This is a genomic window from Xenophilus arseniciresistens (genome assembly GCF_028023875.1).
GTDB lineage: Bacteria > Pseudomonadota > Gammaproteobacteria > Burkholderiales > Burkholderiaceae_C > Xenophilus > Xenophilus arseniciresistens.
The window spans coordinates 279,761-296,004 of the sequence record NZ_JAQIPB010000007.1; the positions used below are offsets into that span (position 1 = coordinate 279,761).

A 16,244-nucleotide genomic window follows, 5' to 3' on the forward strand; every position below is an offset into this window, starting at 1 on the left:
ATACGGCTACTGCGCGCCCCGATCTTGCGCCTGCGGTCCTCGCCGTACGAGAGTACGGCTGCGGTCCTCGACGCAACCTCGGGGCGCTCGCTACGCCGTCTGAGGCATCAATCTCGAGGGTGGGATCCGTCGGGTTGCATCTGCCTCCCCTTCCGGCTATCGCGGTCATAGGCTGAATGGCGGTACGGAAGGGCGGGTTGCAAAATTACAATGCCGCGGTGCTGCAACAACGAACTCTCAAGTCCATCTCCCGCGCCGTGGGCGTGGGGCTGCACAGCGGGCAGCGGGTGGAGCTGACGCTGCGGCCCGCACCGGCCGACACGGGCATCGTGTTCCGGCGCGTGGACCTGCCCGAGCCCGTGGACATCCCCATGCGCGCCGATTCGGTGACGGACACGCGGCTGGCTTCCACGGTGTCCAGGGGCGGCGCCAAGGTGCAGACCGTCGAACACATCATGTCGGCCTGCGCCGGGCTGGGCATCGACAACCTCTACATCGACATCACGGCCGACGAGGTGCCCATCCTCGACGGCTCGGCATCCTCTTTCGTCTTCCTGCTGCAAAGCGCGGGCATCGAGTTCCAGAAGGCGCCGCGGCGCTTCCTGAAGGTGCTGCGCCCGGTGGAAGTGCGCGAAGGCGAGGGCGACGACCTCAAGTGGGCGCGGCTGGAGCCCTACCACGGCTACAAGCTCAGCTTCGAGATCGACTTCGACCACCGCGTGGTCAGCGCCACGGGCCAGCGCTTCGAGTTTGACCTGGGCAGCGGCCAGTACAACCGCGACATCGCGCGGGCCCGCACCTTTGGCTTCACCAAGGAAGTTGAGTACATGCGCAGCAAGGGCCTGGCCCTGGGCGGCGGGCTGGACAACGCCATCGTGATGGACGACACCAAGGTGCTCAATGCCGGCGGGCTGCGCTACGACGACGAGTTCGTCAAGCACAAGATCCTCGACGCGATGGGCGACCTCTACATCGTGGGCCATCCGCTGCTGGCGGCCTACAGCGCCTTTCGCTCGGGCCACGCACTGAACAACAAGCTGCTGCGCGAGCTGCAGAGCCAGCCCGGCGCCTGCGAACTCGTGACCTTCGAGAGCGAGCGCGCCGCCCCGCGCGGCTTCAACGACATCGCGCGCGCCTGGTAGGCGGCCGCTGCGCGCACATCCCGGTTCTTTTCATGCTGCTGTTCCGCTGGGCCATCCTGATGCTGCTGCTGGTGGCCGGCGTCTGCTTCATCTTCTATGCCGCCACGGGCCGCCCGCACTACCGCCGCATCGGCTGGATCGTGCTCAAGTGGACCCTGCTGGCCGCGCTGGGCTTCTTTGCAGTGCTGATTGCGGAGCGCGTGGCTTAGGGCGCGTTGCTGCTGCGGCCCAGTTGCAAAGACATGAACACGCTGTGCGCGTTCTCCTGGTAGCTGCCAAAGGGCCCGCAATAAGAAAAGCCAAAGCTTTGGTAGAGCCTTTGCGCCGGTAGAAAGTCCGGATGGGCGCCGGTCTCCAGGCTCAGCGTCTCATAACCGCGCTGCCGGGCCACCTCCACGATGTGCGCCAGCACCGCGCGCCCGGCCCCTCGGCCGCGCAAGGCCTTGGGCGTGCGCATGGACTTCACCTCGCCCTGCGTCGCGCTCAGTTCACGCAGCGCACCGCAGCCCAGCAAGGTTTCACCGTCCCACACCGTCCAGAAGCTGATCCCGGGCGCGCGCAGCTTCGTCACATCCAGCGCAAACACCTGCTCGGGCGGTGACAGCTCGAACATATTGGCCAGATGCTCGTTCAGCAGCGCGAGCACCTGGGGGTGGGTGAGGTCGTCGGGTTTGATTTGCATGAAGCAGGGCGGACCTTGGTGGGTGGAACGAGCAGCCGGCGCGCGAACCCAATAGGCGCGCTTCAGCGCGTGCGCCCACCCCGGTACTGCCCCGTGACCCTTCCGGCCAGCGTGGTGGCCTGGCCCAGCCGTGCGAGTGTGCGGCCCACCTGGGCATGGGTGATGGCCAGGCCCAGTGCGTCGGCGGCGTCGCTGCCGGGCGGGCCGGGCAGTTGCAGCAGGCGCTGCACCATGGCCTGCACCTGGGCCTTGGCGGCGCCGCCGTGGCCGGCCACGGCCTGCTTCATCTGCAGGGCCGTGTATTCGGCCACCGTCAGCTCGCGGCTGACCAGGGCCGCGATGCAGGCGCCGCGCGCCTGGCCCAGGCGCAGGGTGGACTGCGGGTTGACGTTGACGAACACGATCTCGACGGCCGCGCTGTCGGGCTGGTAGCGCGCCACCAGTTCGCAGATGCCGTCGAACAGCACCTTCAGCCGCGCGGGCAGCTCGTCGGTGCCCATGTGCCGCGTGCTGATCGTGCCACTGGCCACATAGTGCTGCTGCGAGCCATCGGTGTCGATCACGCCGAAGCCAGTGACCTGCAGGCCGGGGTCGATGCCGAGGATGCGCATGCGTCGCGCCTGTTCTTCAGGGCAGGGCCACGCCGCCCATGCGGGCCGCGATGGTGGCCGTGCGGCCGTTGAGGTAGGGCGAGCGCGGACGCTTTTCGTAGAACTTCGGGCTGGGCAGCATCACGGCCAGGCGCGCGGCTTCGTGCGCGCTGAGCCGGTCGGCGCTCTTGCGGAAGTAGTGCTGCGCGGCGGCTTCGGCGCCGAACACGCCTTCGCCCCATTCGACGTTGTTGAGGTAGATCTCGAGGATGCGCTGCTTGCTCAGCAGGGCCTCCAGCACCAGCGAAAGCATCAGTTCCTGGCCCTTGCGCAGCAGGGTGCGCTCGCCCGACAGCAGCAGGTTCTTGGCCAGTTGCTGCGTGATGGTGGAGCCGCCGCGCAGGCGCGGCTCGCGCGCGGTGCGGCCCTGGGCCTCGGCGCGCGCGGCGCGGGCTTCGGCCTTGGCGTTGCGCTCGCGCGCTCGCTCGATGGCCTCCCATTCCACGCCGCCATGCTCGCCGAAGCCGGCGTCCTCGCTGGCGATCACGGCGCGCTTGAGCTGGTCGCTGATCTGCGCATAGGGCACCCATTGCTGGCGCCAGCCGGCTTCGGCGCCATCGCGGCTGGCGATCTGCCACATCTCGGAGCGCTGGAAGGTGGTGGACTGCGGATCGATCAGCAGCATGGCCGCGATGCGCAGCACGAAGAAGAGCTGCAGTGCCACGCCGGCCAGCAGCAGGCAGCCGATCCAGCGCAGCAGCGGCCGGATCATGATGCGTTCTGGTTCTGCTGCTGCAGGTGGGCGCGCAGCTCCTGCAGCACCTGCGCGGCCGGCGGGCGCACGCCGCGCCACAGCGCGAAGGCCTCGGCCGCCTGCTCCACCAGCATGCCCAGCCCGTCGCGCGCCTGCGCGCCATGGGCCTGCGCCCAGGCCATGAAGCCGGCGGCGGCGGGGCCGTACATCATGTCGACGGCCAGTGCGCCGGGGCGCAGCACGCTGGCTGCCACCGGCACTTCGCCGCCGGCCAGGCTGGAAGCGGTGGCGTTGATGACCACGTCGTAGTCGCCCGGCACTTCGGCCAGTCCGCAGGCCTGCAGCGTCACGCCATGCGTGGCTGCCAGCGCGGCATGGCGCTGCACCAGCGCATGGGCCTTGTCGGCGCTGCGGTTGCACAGCACCAGCCGGCGCAGGCCCGCGCCCAGCAGCGGGCCCAGCACGCCGGCCGAGGCGCCGCCTGCGCCCACCAGCAGCAGATCGGCACCCGCGAGCGGCCGCCCGGCGTTGTGCAGGATGTCGTTGACCAGGCCCGCGCCGTCGGTGTTGTCGCCCAGGATGCGGCCGTCCGCCTCGAAGCGCAGCGTGTTGACGGCCTGCGCCAGCTCGGCGCGCGGCGTGCGTTCGGTGGCCAGCGCGGCGGCGTCGAACTTGAAGGGAACGGTGACGTTGCAGCCGCCTGCGCGGTCGCCAGCGGCATGCGCCTCGTCGCGAAAGGCCTGCACGCTGGCGGCAAAACCGTCCACCGGCGCCAGGCGGCGTGCGTAGTCCAGCGACTGGCCCGCGAGTGTGGCGAAGCGGGCGTGGATCCAGGGCGAGCGGCTGTGCTCGACGGGGTTGCCGATGACGCAGTAGCGATCCATGAATGCGAAAAGAAGAAGAAAAAAGCCGTGTGGGCGGTTCAGTTGGCGGGCGTGCCGCCCAGGCTGCTGTTGCTGACCTGCGTTTCGAGTGCACCTTCGCGCGTGAACTTGAAGCGCGAGGGCATGAGCAACTGGTCGGTCTGGCGGCGCATGGCGTCGGTGAAGCGGCCGAAGTTGCCGATGCTGGCCACGATGGCCTGGGCGCGCCGGTCCAGCTCGCGGTTGCCCGAGCTTTCGACGATCTCGGTGCCCAGCAGGCGGCCGTCGTGGTTGACGTGCACGATCATGGTCAGCTCGCCATAGAGCTTGCGGCCGCCCACTTCGGGAAAGCGCTCGGTGCCGCGCGCCTCGATGCGCCGGCGCAGCGTGTCCACGTACACGGCGTAGGCGGCCTCGCGCGTGGCCGGGCTCACGTAGCGGCGCTTGGGCCGGGCGTTCTCTTCGTTCACACGCCGCTCGATGGCGGCCAGCAGCTCCAGCAGCTGGCGCCGCTTTTCCTCCTGCGCCGCCTCGTCCGAAGGCTGGCTGGCCTGCCGCTGGTCGGGTCGCGGCAGCGCGGCCAGCTGATCGCGCACCTGCGCCAGCAGCATCATCTGCTGCTCCTGCAGCGCGTCGATGCGCCGCTGCGCCTCTTCGGCCGAGTCGCCCACGGTGGTGAAGACCGAAGGCGGCAGCGGGCTGGTGGCGATGCCCTTGGCCAGGTCACCGCCGCCGGCCAGCGAGGTCTGCGCCACGGCCTGCGCCTTCTCGGGCACTTCGCCGCGGCCCTTGGCATTGACCAGAATGACCTCCAGCGGCGATTCCTCGAACACGCGGTTGAAGGTCTCGGGGGCCGCGAAGCGCACGGCCAGCAAGGCCGCATGGGCCAGCACGGACAGCGCCAGGGCGATCTGCAGGGTGCTGAACTTGCGAGGCTTCATGGCGCTGGGCGCAAAGGGCGGGGTGGGTGGAGTGGGTGGGCCGTGATCAGGACGCGGTGCTGGCCACAGGGCTGTCGGCGTCGGCTTCGGACACGTCCACGGCGATGGCCAGCGGCCCGGCCGCGGCCATCTCGTCGTCGGCCTCGGTGTCGTCCAGGGTTTGCGGCGCGGAGTTCGGGTCGAGGTGATCGACCACCGTGGCGCTGACGGCCAGGCCGATCAGGTCGATGTCGCCCAGCCGCACGCGCACGCGGCTGCCGCGCGGCAGGCCCTGGGCGCCCAGCACGGGCAGCACCAGCGGCAGCGCGTCGGCACGCACCAGGGTGTCTCCGGCGCCGCCGTCCTTGATGAGGGCGGCGTCCAGCTCCTGGATGTTCTGCTGCTGCAGGTACTTGAGCGTCCAGAAGCGCTCCATGCCGCCCTGGTAGGCGTTGTAGCTGCTGTAGGCGGCGTCGAAGCCCGAGAGGATGGAGAACAGCTCCGAATCCTTGGGCTTGAAGGGCGCGGCCAGCGCGGCGGTGCGGCCATGGCGCGCGGCGGCAATGATCTGCCACTGGTTGACCAGGTCGGTGTAGCGGCGCAGCGGCGATGTGCTCCAGGCGTAGCTCTTCACGCCCAGGCCCGCATGCGGCAGCGACTTGGTGCCCATGCGCACCTTGATGCCGGGCGCCAGGCTGGCCTGGCTGCGGTACAGGCCGGGCACGCCCAGCTCGCCCAGCCAGGCGCCCCAGGTGCTGTTGGCCAGGATCATGGCCTCGGCCACGATCAGGTCCAGCGGCGCGCCGCGGCGGCGGGTGCTGATCTGCACCTGCTCGGCGCCGGTGGGCTCCTCGCCCGTCACGCCGAGCAGGCGGAAGTTGTAGTCGGGCCGGCTGAAGGTCTCGGGCTTGCCGCGCATGGCTTCGCGGCCGGCCTTGAGGTGGCGGGCCAGCCGGAACAGGAAGGACAGCGGCACGCGCAGCGCTTCCACCTCGGCGGGTGCGGGGCTGCCGTCGGGCCGGGTCAGCCAGGCTTCGTCGATCACGCTGTCGAGCTGGTCATGGCGCAGGTTCAGCGCGATGTTCACGCGCTCGAGCCGCGTTTCGGTGCCCAGCACGTCCAGCGTCTGCTCGTTGAAGCGCACGTACAGCGACAGCGCGGGCCGCTCGCCGCCATCGAGCAGCGTGTAGGTCTGCACCACGGCGTCGGGCAGCATCGTGATCTTGTGGCCCGGCATGTAGACCGTGGACATGCGCGCGCGCGCCACCTGGTCCAGGGGGCTGCCGGGCGCGATGGCCAGCGCTGGCGCCGCGATGTGGATGCCCACCGTCACGGTGCCGCTGCCGATGCCCTGCACCGACAGCGCGTCGTCGATCTCGGTGGTCTGCGAATCGTCGATGGAGAAGGCGTTGACGCCTTCGGCCAGCGGCAGGTCGTCGGCGATGGGGGGCGCCTCCAGCGCGCCGAAGCCCGTGCCCTTGGGGAAGTTCTCGAACAGGAAGCGCTTCCAGTGGAATTCGTAGGGCGAGTCGATGGCGCCCGCGCGTTCCAGCAGCTCCAGCGGTGCGCGCTGCGCGCTGCGCGAGGCCTCGACCACGGCCTTGTATTCGGGCGCGTTCTTGTCGGGCTTGAACAGGATCTTGTAGAGCTGCTCGCGAATGGCGGGCGGGCACTGGCCCTGCGCCAGCGCAGCCGCCCACTCGGTGATCTGCGCCTGCTGGGCCTTTTTCTTCTCGATGGCGGCCAGGGCCTGCTGCACGATCTCGGCCGGTGCCTTCTTGAACCGGCCCTTGCCGGCGCGACGGAAGTAATGCGGCGCCTCGAACAGCGCGAACAGCGATGCGGCCTGCTGCGCCAGCGTGGGCTTGTCGCTGAAGTAATCGGCGGCCAGGTCGGCGAAGCCGAATTCCTCGTCGGAGGCGAACTCCCAGGCCAGGTCCAGGTCCATGCCGGCGGCCAGCGCGCGGGCTTGCGCCATCAGCTCGGCCGGGGCGGGTTTCTCGAAACGCAGCAGGATATTGGCTGCCTTGACCTTGACGCGCTTGCCGCTGTCAAGCTCGACCTGGGCCGAGCTCTCGGCTTCGGACAACACGCGGCCCCCCAGGAATTTGCCGGCTTCATCGAACAGAACATACATCCGGCAATTGTCACATGCGTGCCTGGCGGCGCCCGGTGCCAGGCCGGGGACCAGGTCTCAGCGAAGGCCGATGAATTCCATCACCGCATCGAGGTGCGCGGCCTCGAAATCGGACAGCGCATGGTCGCTGCCCGGCACCACGCGCTGCGGGCTGCCGGGGTAGCGCGCGCTCATCTCGCGCCAGTCCAGCACCTCGTCGCCCTGCGCGATCACGGCCAGCACGCGCGCGGGGTCCGGCAAGGGCCCCACTTTCAACGCCCGCAGTTCGGCGATGAAGCCGGGCTGGAAGAAAAAGCGCTGCTGCGGGTCGTGCCAGGCCTGTTGCTCGCCGATGTGGCGCGCCAGGTCGCGGGCCGGATCGACCGCGGGGTTCAGCAGCACGGCGCGGCAGCCCAGCCGGGCCGCGAGGTGCGTGGCATAGAAGCCGCCCAGCGAGGAGCCGATCACGGCCATCCGCGCATGCGGCCAGCCGGCGATGCCGGCCAGCACGCCTGCCATGGCCTCGCGCGGGGAGGGCGGCAGCTGCGGGCACCACCAGTGCAGCTGTGGATGGTGCGCGGCCACCCACTGCGCCACCCGCTGCGCCTTGAAGGATTGCGGGGAGGAGCGGAAGCCGTGCAGGTAGAGAAGGTGGGTCGTGGGCATGGCGCGACTTTAGGCCTTCGCCGCAGGCTCGCCGAAAAAGAAGAACCCGCCGAAGCGGGTTCGCGAGGACGGCTGCCGCAGGCCGCTCAGTTGGCGGGCTTGTTCAGGCTCAGGTTGAGGAAGCCGTTGGCATTGGTGCCGCCCAGGCGGGCGACCGCCGTCAGGCCGCCGCCCAGCGGCAGCTGGATCACCGGCGAGATGTTCTCGGCGCCGTCGCGCTTGCGATAGCCCGGCAGCGGGGCGTTGTAGCGCAGCGTCTGCACGACGCTGGTGTTCGAGCCCGGCTGGCGCGTCACCACGCCGGTGCTGCTGTCGACCGAGAGGATGGTGTTGTAGTCCGCCGAAATATCGGTCTCGGCCTCGAAGAGGGTGTCGATGGTGAACTGCCAGTACGGGTTGACCTGGCCGACGACCGGCAGGCTGGAGCTGCGCTGGTTGGTGAAGAACTGGACGCTGCCGTTGTCCTTGTTGTAGGCGATCAGCGTGATCACCTCGCCGAACCTGAAGCCGTAGGCATGGGTGTTCGCCAACCCTCCCGTGCCTGAGAAGCCGCCGGCCGCGCTGTCGGCCACCAGGCCGGTGTTGGCCGGGATGTCGCCCGGCACGGTCAGCGGCGTGCAACCTTCGGCGATGCTGGCCGTGGTGGGGCATTCCAGCGCGCTTGCGATCACGCCGTTGTTGAAGCCGACGGCCCCGTAGTTCAGCGAGAAGTAGTCCTCGGTGCTCTCGCGCTCCCAGCCCAGGCGGTTGAACATGCCGTTCAGGGAGGCCGCCGTCACGCCGTCACTGCCGGTCTGCTCGGGGAACAGCAGCGTGACGACATAACCGAAGGAAGCCGGATCGCTCACCAGCCCCAGCCCGTTGGGGCCGATCACCACCTTGCTGCCTTCCAGCGTGAACTCGCAGGCGCTGCCATCCACCGGCACCAGCGTGACGCCTTCGCCACCGCTGCCGTCAGTGATTCGCGTGGTGCGCGTCGAACCGTCCGAGCCCAGCAGGCCGGCCTGGATCTGCACCAGCCCCGTCGTATCGTTCGCATCGTTCGACGAGAGGTAGCGGTAGGTGCCGCTGGTCAGGCTCGCGCAGGTCGCGGCCACGCCGGAGTCGACGGGTGCTGGCGCGGGTGCCGGTGCGGGCGCCGGGGCAGGGGCCGGCGCGGGCGCGGGTGCGGGTGCGGGCGCAGGAGCCGGCGGGGCGATCGGAAGGATCATGCCGCCGCCACCCCCGCCGCCGCCGCATGCGAACAGTGAGAGAACAAGTGCGGTCGTGGCCGACCACCGGAAGGAAGGATGGAGGTGAGGCATGTTCATTTGTGAAAAGTTGTGACTTGCGGCGCGAGTATTGAGGGCCGTCCGGAGCGCGGATATCCCCCGAAGAAGGGACAGCCTCCTCTTGCGAGGCGCCCTTTCCTTCCCTATGTGCTTGTCCCCTCGCGCCGGGCCCCGATACCGGCATCCGGCGTCCGGCCGCGCCGATAATCTGCGCCCCATGTCTGCCGTCTTCCAGCAACCCTCCCTGGCGCGCCGTGTGGCGCCCATCTTCCAGGGCTTCGACGGCCTGCTGCTGGCCGCCATCGCGCTGCTGGCGGCCACCGGCCTGTTCGCCATGTACTCGGCCGGTTTCGACAACGGCGAGCGCTTCGGCCACCACGCACGCAACATGCTGCTGGCCGGCGGCATCCTCTTCGTGGTGGCGCAGGTGCCGCCGCAGCGCATCATGAGCCTGGCCGTGCCGCTCTATGTGCTGGGGGTGGTGCTGCTGATCCTGGTGGAGCTGTTCGGCATCACCCGCAAGGGCGCCACACGCTGGATCAATCTGGGCATCGTGATCCAGCCGAGCGAACTCATGAAGATCGCCATGCCGCTGATGCTGGCCTGGTGGTTCCAGCACCGCGAGGGCCAGCTGCGCACGCTGGACTTCGTGGCGGCCACGCTGTTGCTGGCGCTGCCCGTGGGGTTGATCATGAAGCAGCCCGACCTGGGGACTTCGCTGCTGGTGCTGGCGGCGGGGCTGTCGGTGATCTTCTTTGCCGGCCTGTCGTGGAAGCTGGTGATCCCGCCGGTGGTGATCGGCGTCATCGCCATCGTGCTGATCGTGAGCTTCGAGCCCACCTTGTGCGCCGACGGGATGGATTGGCGCGTGCTGCACGAATACCAGCGCCAGCGCGTGTGCACCCTGTTGGACCCGACCAAGGACCCGCTGGGCAAGGGCTTCCACATCATCCAGGGCATGATCGCCATCGGCTCGGGCGGCCTGTCGGGCAAGGGCTTCATGCAGGGCACGCAGACCCACCTGGAGTTCATCCCCGAGCGCACCACCGACTTCATCTTCGCCGCCTATTCGGAAGAGTTCGGCCTCTTCGGCAATCTGTTCCTGATCGCGGGCTTCCTGTTCCTGATCTTCCGCGGCCTGGCCATCGCGATGGACGCGCCCACGCTCTTCTCGCGCCTGATGGCCGGGGCCGTGGCCATGATCTTCTTCACCTATGCCTTCGTGAACATGGGCATGGTCAGCGGCATCCTGCCCGTGGTGGGCGTGCCGCTGCCCTTCATCAGCTACGGCGGCACGGCCATGGTCACGCTGGGGCTGGCGCTGGGCGTGCTGATGTCCATCGCGCGGGCGCGCAAGCTGGCTGAAAAATAGGGCCGGCACGGGTGCTGACGACGGGTTGCCGCAAGGGGGACACCGGGTGCGGGGCCGGCGCGAGCCCCATGCGAACATGGCTGTCTCACAACAAGATGGAGACATGCGATGGCAACCCGCCCCTTTCTTTCGGGCCGCGCGCTGGCCTGCGCGCTGGGCAGCGCCGGCCTGCTGCTGAGTGCCTTGCCCGCCGCCATGGCACAGACCGCCGCCGCCCGGGCGCCGCTGTCGGCCATGGACAGTGATCCCGTCAAGCTGGGGCTGATGGTGGGCTCGCCGCCGCCGGCCGACAAGCAGATCACCTTCCAGAACGCGGGCCAGTTCCCCAACCTTCGCTGGTCCTTGCAGCACATGCGCGAACTGGTGCCCAGCCGCAACGTGTGGCGTGGCACGGGCGCTGCCACGGAGCTGCCGCGCAGCGAACGCGACTGGTCGGCTTTCGCCTTCGACGACGGCGCGGGCGCACGGCTGGGCATCGACGCCTACGCGCAGCGCAGCTACACCGACGCCATCGTGGTGCTGCACAAGGGCCGCGTGGTGCTGGAGCGCTACTGGAGCGGCATGACGCCCAACACCCTGCACAGCGTCTTTTCGGTCACCAAGTCGCTCACGGGCGTGCTGGCCTCGCAGCTGATCGCCGAAGGCAGGCTGGACCCGAATGCGCGGGTTTCGCAGTACCTGCCGGAGCTGGCCGGCACCGCCTGGGAAGACGCCACCGTGCAGCAGACGCTGGACATGACGGCGGGCGTGCGTTTTCGCGAGGACTATGCCGATCCCACTTCGGAGGTGATCCAGTACGCCATCGCCTCCGGCCTGGTGCCCATGCCGCCGACCTGGGCCGGCCCGCGCGACACGCTGAGCTTTCTGAAGACGCTCAAGAAAGAAGGCCAGCACGGCGCCGGCTTCGTCTACAAGACTGTCCATTCCGAAGTGGTGGGCTGGCTGGTGCACCGCGTGACGGGCAAGCCCTTCTCGCAGAACCTCAGCGAGCGCATCTGGTCGCGGATGGGGGCCGAGAACGATGCCTCGATCAACATCGACCGCCTGGGTTTCGAGTCCATGGGCTCGGGCTTCAACGCCACGGCGCGCGACTTGGCGCGCCTGGGCGAGCTGCTGCGCAACGACGGCGCCGTGGGCGGCCTGTTCAGCCGCCAGGCGCTGCTGGACAAGGCGGCGGTGGACGCCATCCGCACGGGCGGCGACCGAGAGAAGTTCAAGGCCGGCGGCCAGGCAGCGCGGCCGGGCTATTCCTATCGCAACCAGTGGTGGATCACGCACAACGCCGACGGCGCGTGGGAGGCCTCGGGCATCCATGGCCAGTACATCCACATCAACCCCGCGGCGCAGATGGTGATCGTGCGGCTGGGCTCCTCGCCCGTGGCCGCCAACGGCCCTGCGCACCCGCTGCACATGCGGGCCTTCCAGGCCCTGGCAGACACGCTGCGCTGAGGTTCGCGCGCACCCCTGGGGCGCGGGCGGGAAACACGCGGCCTTCGCGCGGGTGGATTGGGTGCGCGCAATAATCTGCCTCATGATTTCCCGCGAACCCACCCTCGAGCGCCTGGCCACGGCGCAGCAGCTTCTTCTGACGCCCTTCGGGCTCGACGAGACGCACCTGTCCAAGGCGCTGGCGGAGATCAAGGCCCACAAGGTCGATGACGCCGACCTGTACTTCCAGTACACGCGCAGCGAAGGCTGGAGCCTGGAAGAAGGCATCGTCAAGACCGGCAGCTTCAGCATCGACCAGGGCGTGGGCGTGCGCGCCGTCAGCGGCGAGAAAACCGCTTTCGCCTATTCCGACGACATCTCCGAAGCCTCGCTGCTCGACGCCGCGCGCACCGTGCGCACCATCGCATCGGCCGGCCGCAACGCGCGCACCCAGGTGCCGGCGCGCAAGGTGGCGGGCAGCCGCTCGCTCTATGGCGGTGTGGACCCGATCGCCTCGCTGGACAGCACGGCCAAGGTGCAACTGCTCGAGAAGGTGGAGCAGCTTGCGCGTGCGCGCGACCCCCGCGTGTCGCAGGTGATGGCCGGCCTGGCCAGCGAGTACGACGTGGTGCTGGTGGCGCGCGCCGACGGCACCCTGGCGGCCGACGTGCGGCCCCTGGTGCGCCTGTCGGTCACCGTGATCGCCGAGCAGAACGGCCGGCGCGAAGTGGGCTCGGGCGGCGGTGGCGGCCGCTTCGGCCTGGCCTATTTCACCGACGCGCAGATCAGCGAATACGTGGAGCAGGCCGTGAGCTCGGCCCTCACCAATCTCGACTCGCGTCCGGCCCCGGCCGGCGAGATGACCGTGGTGCTGGGCCCGGGCTGGCCCGGCATCCTGCTGCACGAAGCCATCGGCCACGGGCTCGAAGGCGACTTCAACCGCAAGGGCTCGAGCGCCTTCAGCGGCCGCATCGGCCAGCGCGTCGCAGCCAAGGGCGTCACGGTGCTGGACGACGGCACGCTGGCGGATCGCCGCGGCTCGCTCAATGTGGACGACGAGGGCAACGCCAGCCAGCGCAACGTGCTGATCGAGGACGGCATCCTCAAGGGCTACATCCAGGACGCGATGAACGCGCGCCTCATGAAGGTCAAGCCCACGGGCAACGGCCGCCGCGAAAGCTACGCCCATGTGCCCATGCCGCGCATGACCAACACCTACATGCTGGGTGGCGACAGGGATCCGCAGGAGATCGTGGCCAGCATCAAGAAGGGCCTGTACGCCACCAACTTCGGCGGCGGCCAGGTCGACATCACGAGCGGCAAGTTCGTGTTCTCGGCCAGCGAGGCCTACTGGGTGGAAAACGGCAAGATCCAGTACCCCGTCAAGGGCGCCACCATCGTGGGCAACGGCCCCGATGCGCTCACCCGCGTGAAGATGATCGGCAACGACATGGCGCTGGATTCGGGCGTGGGCACCTGCGGCAAGGAAGGCCAGAGCGTGCCCGTGGGCGTGGGCCAGCCCACCCTGCGCATCGATGGCCTGACCGTCGGCGGCACGGCATAAGTCCACATCGGCGCCCAAAAACAACAGTCGCCAAAACAACACAGCCTGCATGTGCCTGTGCTAGAGTCGCTCCCCATGTCCGCAGCTCGCGCTTTTTACTTTGCCTACTTTTGGTTCCCGGAATCCGGCGGACGAGTGGCGCGCGCATAAACAGCAGACAAGCCGAACCCCTCGAGAACCGCCGGTGCGAAAGCCCCGGCGGTTTTTTCTTGGCCGCACCTTTTTTCAGTACCCACCCTAGCGAGGAAGCATCATGAGCCCCAAGAGCAGCAGCACCGCCAGCGAGTCCTGGTATCCGTCGGTCGAAAAAACCAGCCAGACCGACGACAAACGCATCCAGGACATCACCGTGCTGCCTCCTCCAGAGCATCTGATCCGCTTCTTCCCCATCCGCGGGACGGCCATCGAAACACTGATCGCCGACACACGCCGCCGCATCCAGCAGATCATGGCCGGCAAGGACGACCGGCTGCTGGTGGTGATCGGCCCCTGCTCCATCCATGACCCGGCCGCGGCGCTCGAATACGCCAAGCGCCTGAAGGTGGTGCGCGACAAGTACGCCGATTCGCTGGAGATCGTGATGCGCGTGTACTTCGAGAAGCCGCGCACGACGGTGGGCTGGAAGGGCCTGATCAACGACCCCTACCTCGACGAGAGCTACCGCATCGACGAGGGCCTGCGCATCGCGCGGCAACTGCTCATCGACATCAACCGCCTGGGCCTGCCGGCCGGCAGCGAGTTCCTGGACGTGATCTCGCCGCAATACATCGGCGACCTGATCTCCTGGGGCGCGATCGGTGCGCGCACCACCGAGAGCCAGGTCCACCGCGAGCTGGCCTCGGGCATCAGCGCGCCCATTGGCTTCAAGAACGGCACCGACGGCAACATCCGCATCGCGACCGACGCCATTCAGGCGGCGGCGCGCGGCCACCACTTCCTTTCCGTGCACAAGAACGGCCAGGTCGCCATCGTCCACACCAAGGGCAACAAGGACTGCCACGTCATCCTGCGCGGCGGCAAGGCACCCAACTACGACGCGGCCAGCGTGCAGGCAGCCTGCCAGGAGCTGGAAGCGTGCAAGCTGCCCGCCACGCTGATGGTGGATTGCAGCCATGCCAACAGCAGCAAGCAGCACCAAAAGCAGATCGACGTGGCGCAGGACATCGCGAAGCAGATCGCGGGCGGCTCGCGCTGCGTGTTCGGCGTGATGGTGGAAAGCCACCTGCAGGCCGGCGCCCAGAAGTTCACGCCTGGCAAGGATGTCGTCGGCGCGCTCGAATACGGCAAGAGCATCACCGATGCCTGCCTGGGCTGGGACGACTCGGTGGCCGTGCTGGACACCCTGTCGCAGGCCGTGAAGGCACGACGGGGCTGAGCGGCCCCGCTGTGGCGACGGCGGCGCTTCAGGCTGCCGTCGCCAGCGCCTGCAGCAGCTTGCCGTGCACGCCGCCGAAGCCGCCGTTGCTCATGCACACCAGGTGGTCGCCGGGCATGGCGGCGGCGCGCACCTGGGCCACCAGCGTATCGATGTCACCGGCCGTCTGCGCGCGAGCGCCCAGCGGGGCCAGTGCGGCTGCGGCATCCCATTCCAGTCCGGCCGTGTGGCAGAAGGCCAGATCGGCATCTTCCAGGCTGTCGGGCAACAGGGCCGCCATGGTGCCCAGCTTCATGGTGTTGCTGCGCGGCTCGAAGATGGCCAGGATGCGCTCGCTCGTGCGGCCCTGGCGGTCGAGCTGGCGCCGCAGGCCCTGCAGGGTGGTGTGGATGGCCGTGGGGTGGTGGGCGAAGTCGTCGTAGACCGTGATGGGTTGGCCGGCCGTCTTCACCTGGCCACGCGTTTCCATGCGTCGGCGCACATTGCGGAAAGCGCTCAGCGCCTGCGCGGCTTGCGCAGGAGGGACGCCCACATGGTCGGCGGCGGCAATGGCCGCCAGCGCATTGCATTGGTTGTGGGCACCGCTGAGGGCCCAGTCCACACGACCGACGGCCTCGCCATTGCGCATCACCTCGAAATTGCCGTGATCGCCGTGTGCCTGCCAATGGCTGCCTTCGGCGCCGAAAAAGGCGACATCGGACCAGCATCCGCGTTCAAGAACACGTTGCAGGCTGGGTTCTGCGCCTTGCACCACCAGCCGGCCCTGGGCAGGCACGGTGCGCACCAGGTGATGGAATTGCTGTTCGATGGCTGCGAGATCATCAAAGATGTCTGCATGATCGAATTCCAGGTTGTTCAGGATGGCCGTGCGCGGGCGGTAGTGAACGAACTTGCTGCGCTTGTCGAAGAAAGCCGTGTCGTATTCGTCAGCCTCGATCACGAAAGGCGCGCGCCCGGCCAGCGCAGGTGCCGCGGCGCTGGCCGTAGCAGCGCCCAGGCGCGCCGACACGCCAAAGTCCAGCGGCACCCCGCCCACCAGGAAGCCCGGTTGCAGCCCGGCCTGCTCCAGGATCCAGGCCAGCATGGAGGTCGTGGTCGTTTTGCCGTGCGTGCCGGCCACCGCCAGCACATGCCGCCCCTGCAGCACATGCTCGGCCAGCCATTGGGGGCCGCTGGTATAGGCGGCGCCCGCATCAAGAATGGCTTCCATCAGGGGGAACTTGGGCGCGCCGTCGGGAAGGCGTGCGCGTGAGACCACGTTGCCTACCACGAACATGTCGGGCTTGAGGGCCAGCTGGTCGGCGCCATAGCCTTCGATCAATTCAATGCCCAGTGCGCGCAGCTGGTCGCTCATGGGCGGATAAACGCCGGCGTCGCAGCCGGTCACGCGGTGCCCGGCCTCGCGTGCCAGGGCGGCCAGCCCGCCCATGAAAGTGCCGCAAATGCCCAGGATGTGAATATGCATGGGGGCGAATTCTAGAGAGCGCAACACCCGGCCTGC

At 68.7% G+C, this 16,244-nt stretch carries 15 protein-coding genes; 6 read left to right on the forward strand and 9 right to left on the reverse strand.

Features of this window, described 5'->3' with window-relative positions; translation table 11 throughout:
* The first annotated feature begins 218 nt into the window (after positions 1–218).
* Positions 219–1,142, forward strand: coding sequence for a UDP-3-O-acyl-N-acetylglucosamine deacetylase (gene lpxC, locus PGB34_RS16100; protein ID WP_271429121.1), 924 nt, complete (start codon positions 219–221; stop codon positions 1,140–1,142).
* A 32-nt stretch (positions 1,143–1,174) separates the two neighbouring features.
* Positions 1,175–1,351 (forward strand): hypothetical protein, encoded by a 177-nt coding sequence (locus PGB34_RS16105; RefSeq protein WP_271429122.1) that lies wholly within the window; start codon positions 1,175–1,177, stop codon positions 1,349–1,351.
* On the opposite strand, the gene PGB34_RS16110 is transcribed toward PGB34_RS16105, so the two are convergent.
* The 8 genes from PGB34_RS16110 to PGB34_RS16145 form a co-directional block, all read right to left on the reverse strand.
* Positions 1,348–1,824 (reverse strand): GNAT family N-acetyltransferase, encoded by a 477-nt coding sequence (locus PGB34_RS16110; RefSeq protein ID WP_271429123.1) that lies wholly within the window; start codon positions 1,822–1,824, stop codon positions 1,348–1,350. The two genes, PGB34_RS16105 and PGB34_RS16110, sit on opposite strands and share 4 nt — an antisense overlap.
* A 62-nt stretch (positions 1,825–1,886) precedes the next feature.
* Complete coding sequence (ruvC, locus tag PGB34_RS16115) at positions 1,887–2,435, reverse strand: crossover junction endodeoxyribonuclease RuvC (protein WP_271429124.1); 549 nt, start codon at positions 2,433–2,435, stop codon at positions 1,887–1,889.
* Positions 2,436–2,451: 16 nt separating this feature from the next.
* Entirely contained in the window at positions 2,452–3,183 is a 732-nt protein-coding gene (gene mtgA / locus PGB34_RS16120; RefSeq protein ID WP_271429178.1) for a monofunctional biosynthetic peptidoglycan transglycosylase, read from the reverse strand.
* Positions 3,183–4,052, reverse strand: a complete 870-nt coding sequence (gene aroE / locus PGB34_RS16125) for a shikimate dehydrogenase (protein ID WP_271429125.1) — start codon at positions 4,050–4,052, stop codon at positions 3,183–3,185. The genes mtgA and aroE overlap by 1 nt, the downstream gene beginning before the upstream one ends.
* Positions 4,053–4,090: 38 nt before the next feature.
* Positions 4,091–4,972 carry an energy transducer TonB gene (locus PGB34_RS16130; protein WP_271429126.1) on the reverse strand — a complete coding sequence of 294 codons (882 nt, stop codon included), beginning with the start codon at positions 4,970–4,972 and terminating at the stop codon, positions 4,091–4,093.
* 46 nt (positions 4,973–5,018) lie between these two features.
* The gene (locus PGB34_RS16135) at positions 5,019–7,088 is read right to left on the reverse strand and encodes a ribonuclease catalytic domain-containing protein (RefSeq protein ID WP_271429127.1); all 2,070 of its coding nucleotides are present in this window, start codon (positions 7,086–7,088) and stop codon (positions 5,019–5,021) included.
* A gap of 57 nt (positions 7,089–7,145) precedes the next feature.
* Entirely contained in the window at positions 7,146–7,733 is a 588-nt protein-coding gene (locus PGB34_RS16140) for a YqiA/YcfP family alpha/beta fold hydrolase (RefSeq protein WP_271429128.1), read from the reverse strand.
* Between the two features lie 86 nt (positions 7,734–7,819).
* Positions 7,820–8,944, reverse strand: a complete 1,125-nt coding sequence (locus PGB34_RS16145) for a hypothetical protein (RefSeq protein WP_271429129.1) — start codon at positions 8,942–8,944, stop codon at positions 7,820–7,822.
* A gap of 277 nt (positions 8,945–9,221) precedes the next feature.
* Between PGB34_RS16145 and rodA the strand changes: the two genes are divergently transcribed.
* The 4 genes from rodA (at position 9,222) to PGB34_RS16165 (ending at position 14,743) form a co-directional block, all read left to right on the forward strand.
* Positions 9,222–10,376 (forward strand): rod shape-determining protein RodA, encoded by a 1,155-nt coding sequence (rodA, locus tag PGB34_RS16150; protein WP_271429130.1) that lies wholly within the window; start codon positions 9,222–9,224, stop codon positions 10,374–10,376.
* Between the two features lie 108 nt (positions 10,377–10,484).
* Positions 10,485–11,825 (forward strand): serine hydrolase domain-containing protein, encoded by a 1,341-nt coding sequence (locus PGB34_RS16155; RefSeq protein WP_271429131.1) that lies wholly within the window; start codon positions 10,485–10,487, stop codon positions 11,823–11,825.
* 82 nt (positions 11,826–11,907) lie between these two features.
* Positions 11,908–13,368, forward strand: a complete 1,461-nt coding sequence (gene tldD, locus PGB34_RS16160) for a metalloprotease TldD (protein WP_271429132.1) — start codon at positions 11,908–11,910, stop codon at positions 13,366–13,368.
* A gap of 253 nt (positions 13,369–13,621) precedes the next feature.
* Positions 13,622–14,743, forward strand: a complete 1,122-nt coding sequence (locus PGB34_RS16165) for a 3-deoxy-7-phosphoheptulonate synthase (protein ID WP_271429133.1) — start codon at positions 13,622–13,624, stop codon at positions 14,741–14,743.
* Between the two features lie 28 nt (positions 14,744–14,771).
* On the opposite strand, the gene mpl is transcribed toward PGB34_RS16165, so the two are convergent.
* Positions 14,772–16,208 (reverse strand): UDP-N-acetylmuramate:L-alanyl-gamma-D-glutamyl-meso-diaminopimelate ligase, encoded by a 1,437-nt coding sequence (gene mpl, locus PGB34_RS16170; protein WP_271429134.1) that lies wholly within the window; start codon positions 16,206–16,208, stop codon positions 14,772–14,774.
* Positions 16,209–16,244: the final 36 nt, after the last annotated feature.

Coding starts and splice junctions, on each gene's coding strand:
- PGB34_RS16130 (WP_271429126.1), bottom strand. CDS start 4,972: ATGAAGCCTCGCAAGTTCAGCACCCTGCAGATCGCCCTGGCGCTGTCC.
- PGB34_RS16135 (WP_271429127.1), bottom strand. CDS start 7,088: ATGTATGTTCTGTTCGATGAAGCCGGCAAATTCCTGGGGGGCCGCGTG.
- aroE (WP_271429125.1), bottom strand. CDS start 4,052: ATGGATCGCTACTGCGTCATCGGCAACCCCGTCGAGCACAGCCGCTCG.
- mpl (WP_271429134.1), bottom strand. CDS start 16,208: ATGCATATTCACATCCTGGGCATTTGCGGCACTTTCATGGGCGGGCTG.
- PGB34_RS16155 (WP_271429131.1), top strand. CDS start 10,485: ATGGCAACCCGCCCCTTTCTTTCGGGCCGCGCGCTGGCCTGCGCGCTG.
- ruvC (WP_271429124.1), bottom strand. CDS start 2,435: ATGCGCATCCTCGGCATCGACCCCGGCCTGCAGGTCACTGGCTTCGGC.
- PGB34_RS16105 (WP_271429122.1), top strand. CDS start 1,175: ATGCTGCTGTTCCGCTGGGCCATCCTGATGCTGCTGCTGGTGGCCGGC.
- PGB34_RS16110 (WP_271429123.1), bottom strand. CDS start 1,824: ATGCAAATCAAACCCGACGACCTCACCCACCCCCAGGTGCTCGCGCTG.
- PGB34_RS16140 (WP_271429128.1), bottom strand. CDS start 7,733: ATGCCCACGACCCACCTTCTCTACCTGCACGGCTTCCGCTCCTCCCCG.
- PGB34_RS16145 (WP_271429129.1), bottom strand. CDS start 8,944: ATGATCCTTCCGATCGCCCCGCCGGCTCCTGCGCCCGCACCCGCACCC.
- PGB34_RS16165 (WP_271429133.1), top strand. CDS start 13,622: ATGAGCCCCAAGAGCAGCAGCACCGCCAGCGAGTCCTGGTATCCGTCG.
- tldD (WP_271429132.1), top strand. CDS start 11,908: ATGATTTCCCGCGAACCCACCCTCGAGCGCCTGGCCACGGCGCAGCAG.
- rodA (WP_271429130.1), top strand. CDS start 9,222: ATGTCTGCCGTCTTCCAGCAACCCTCCCTGGCGCGCCGTGTGGCGCCC.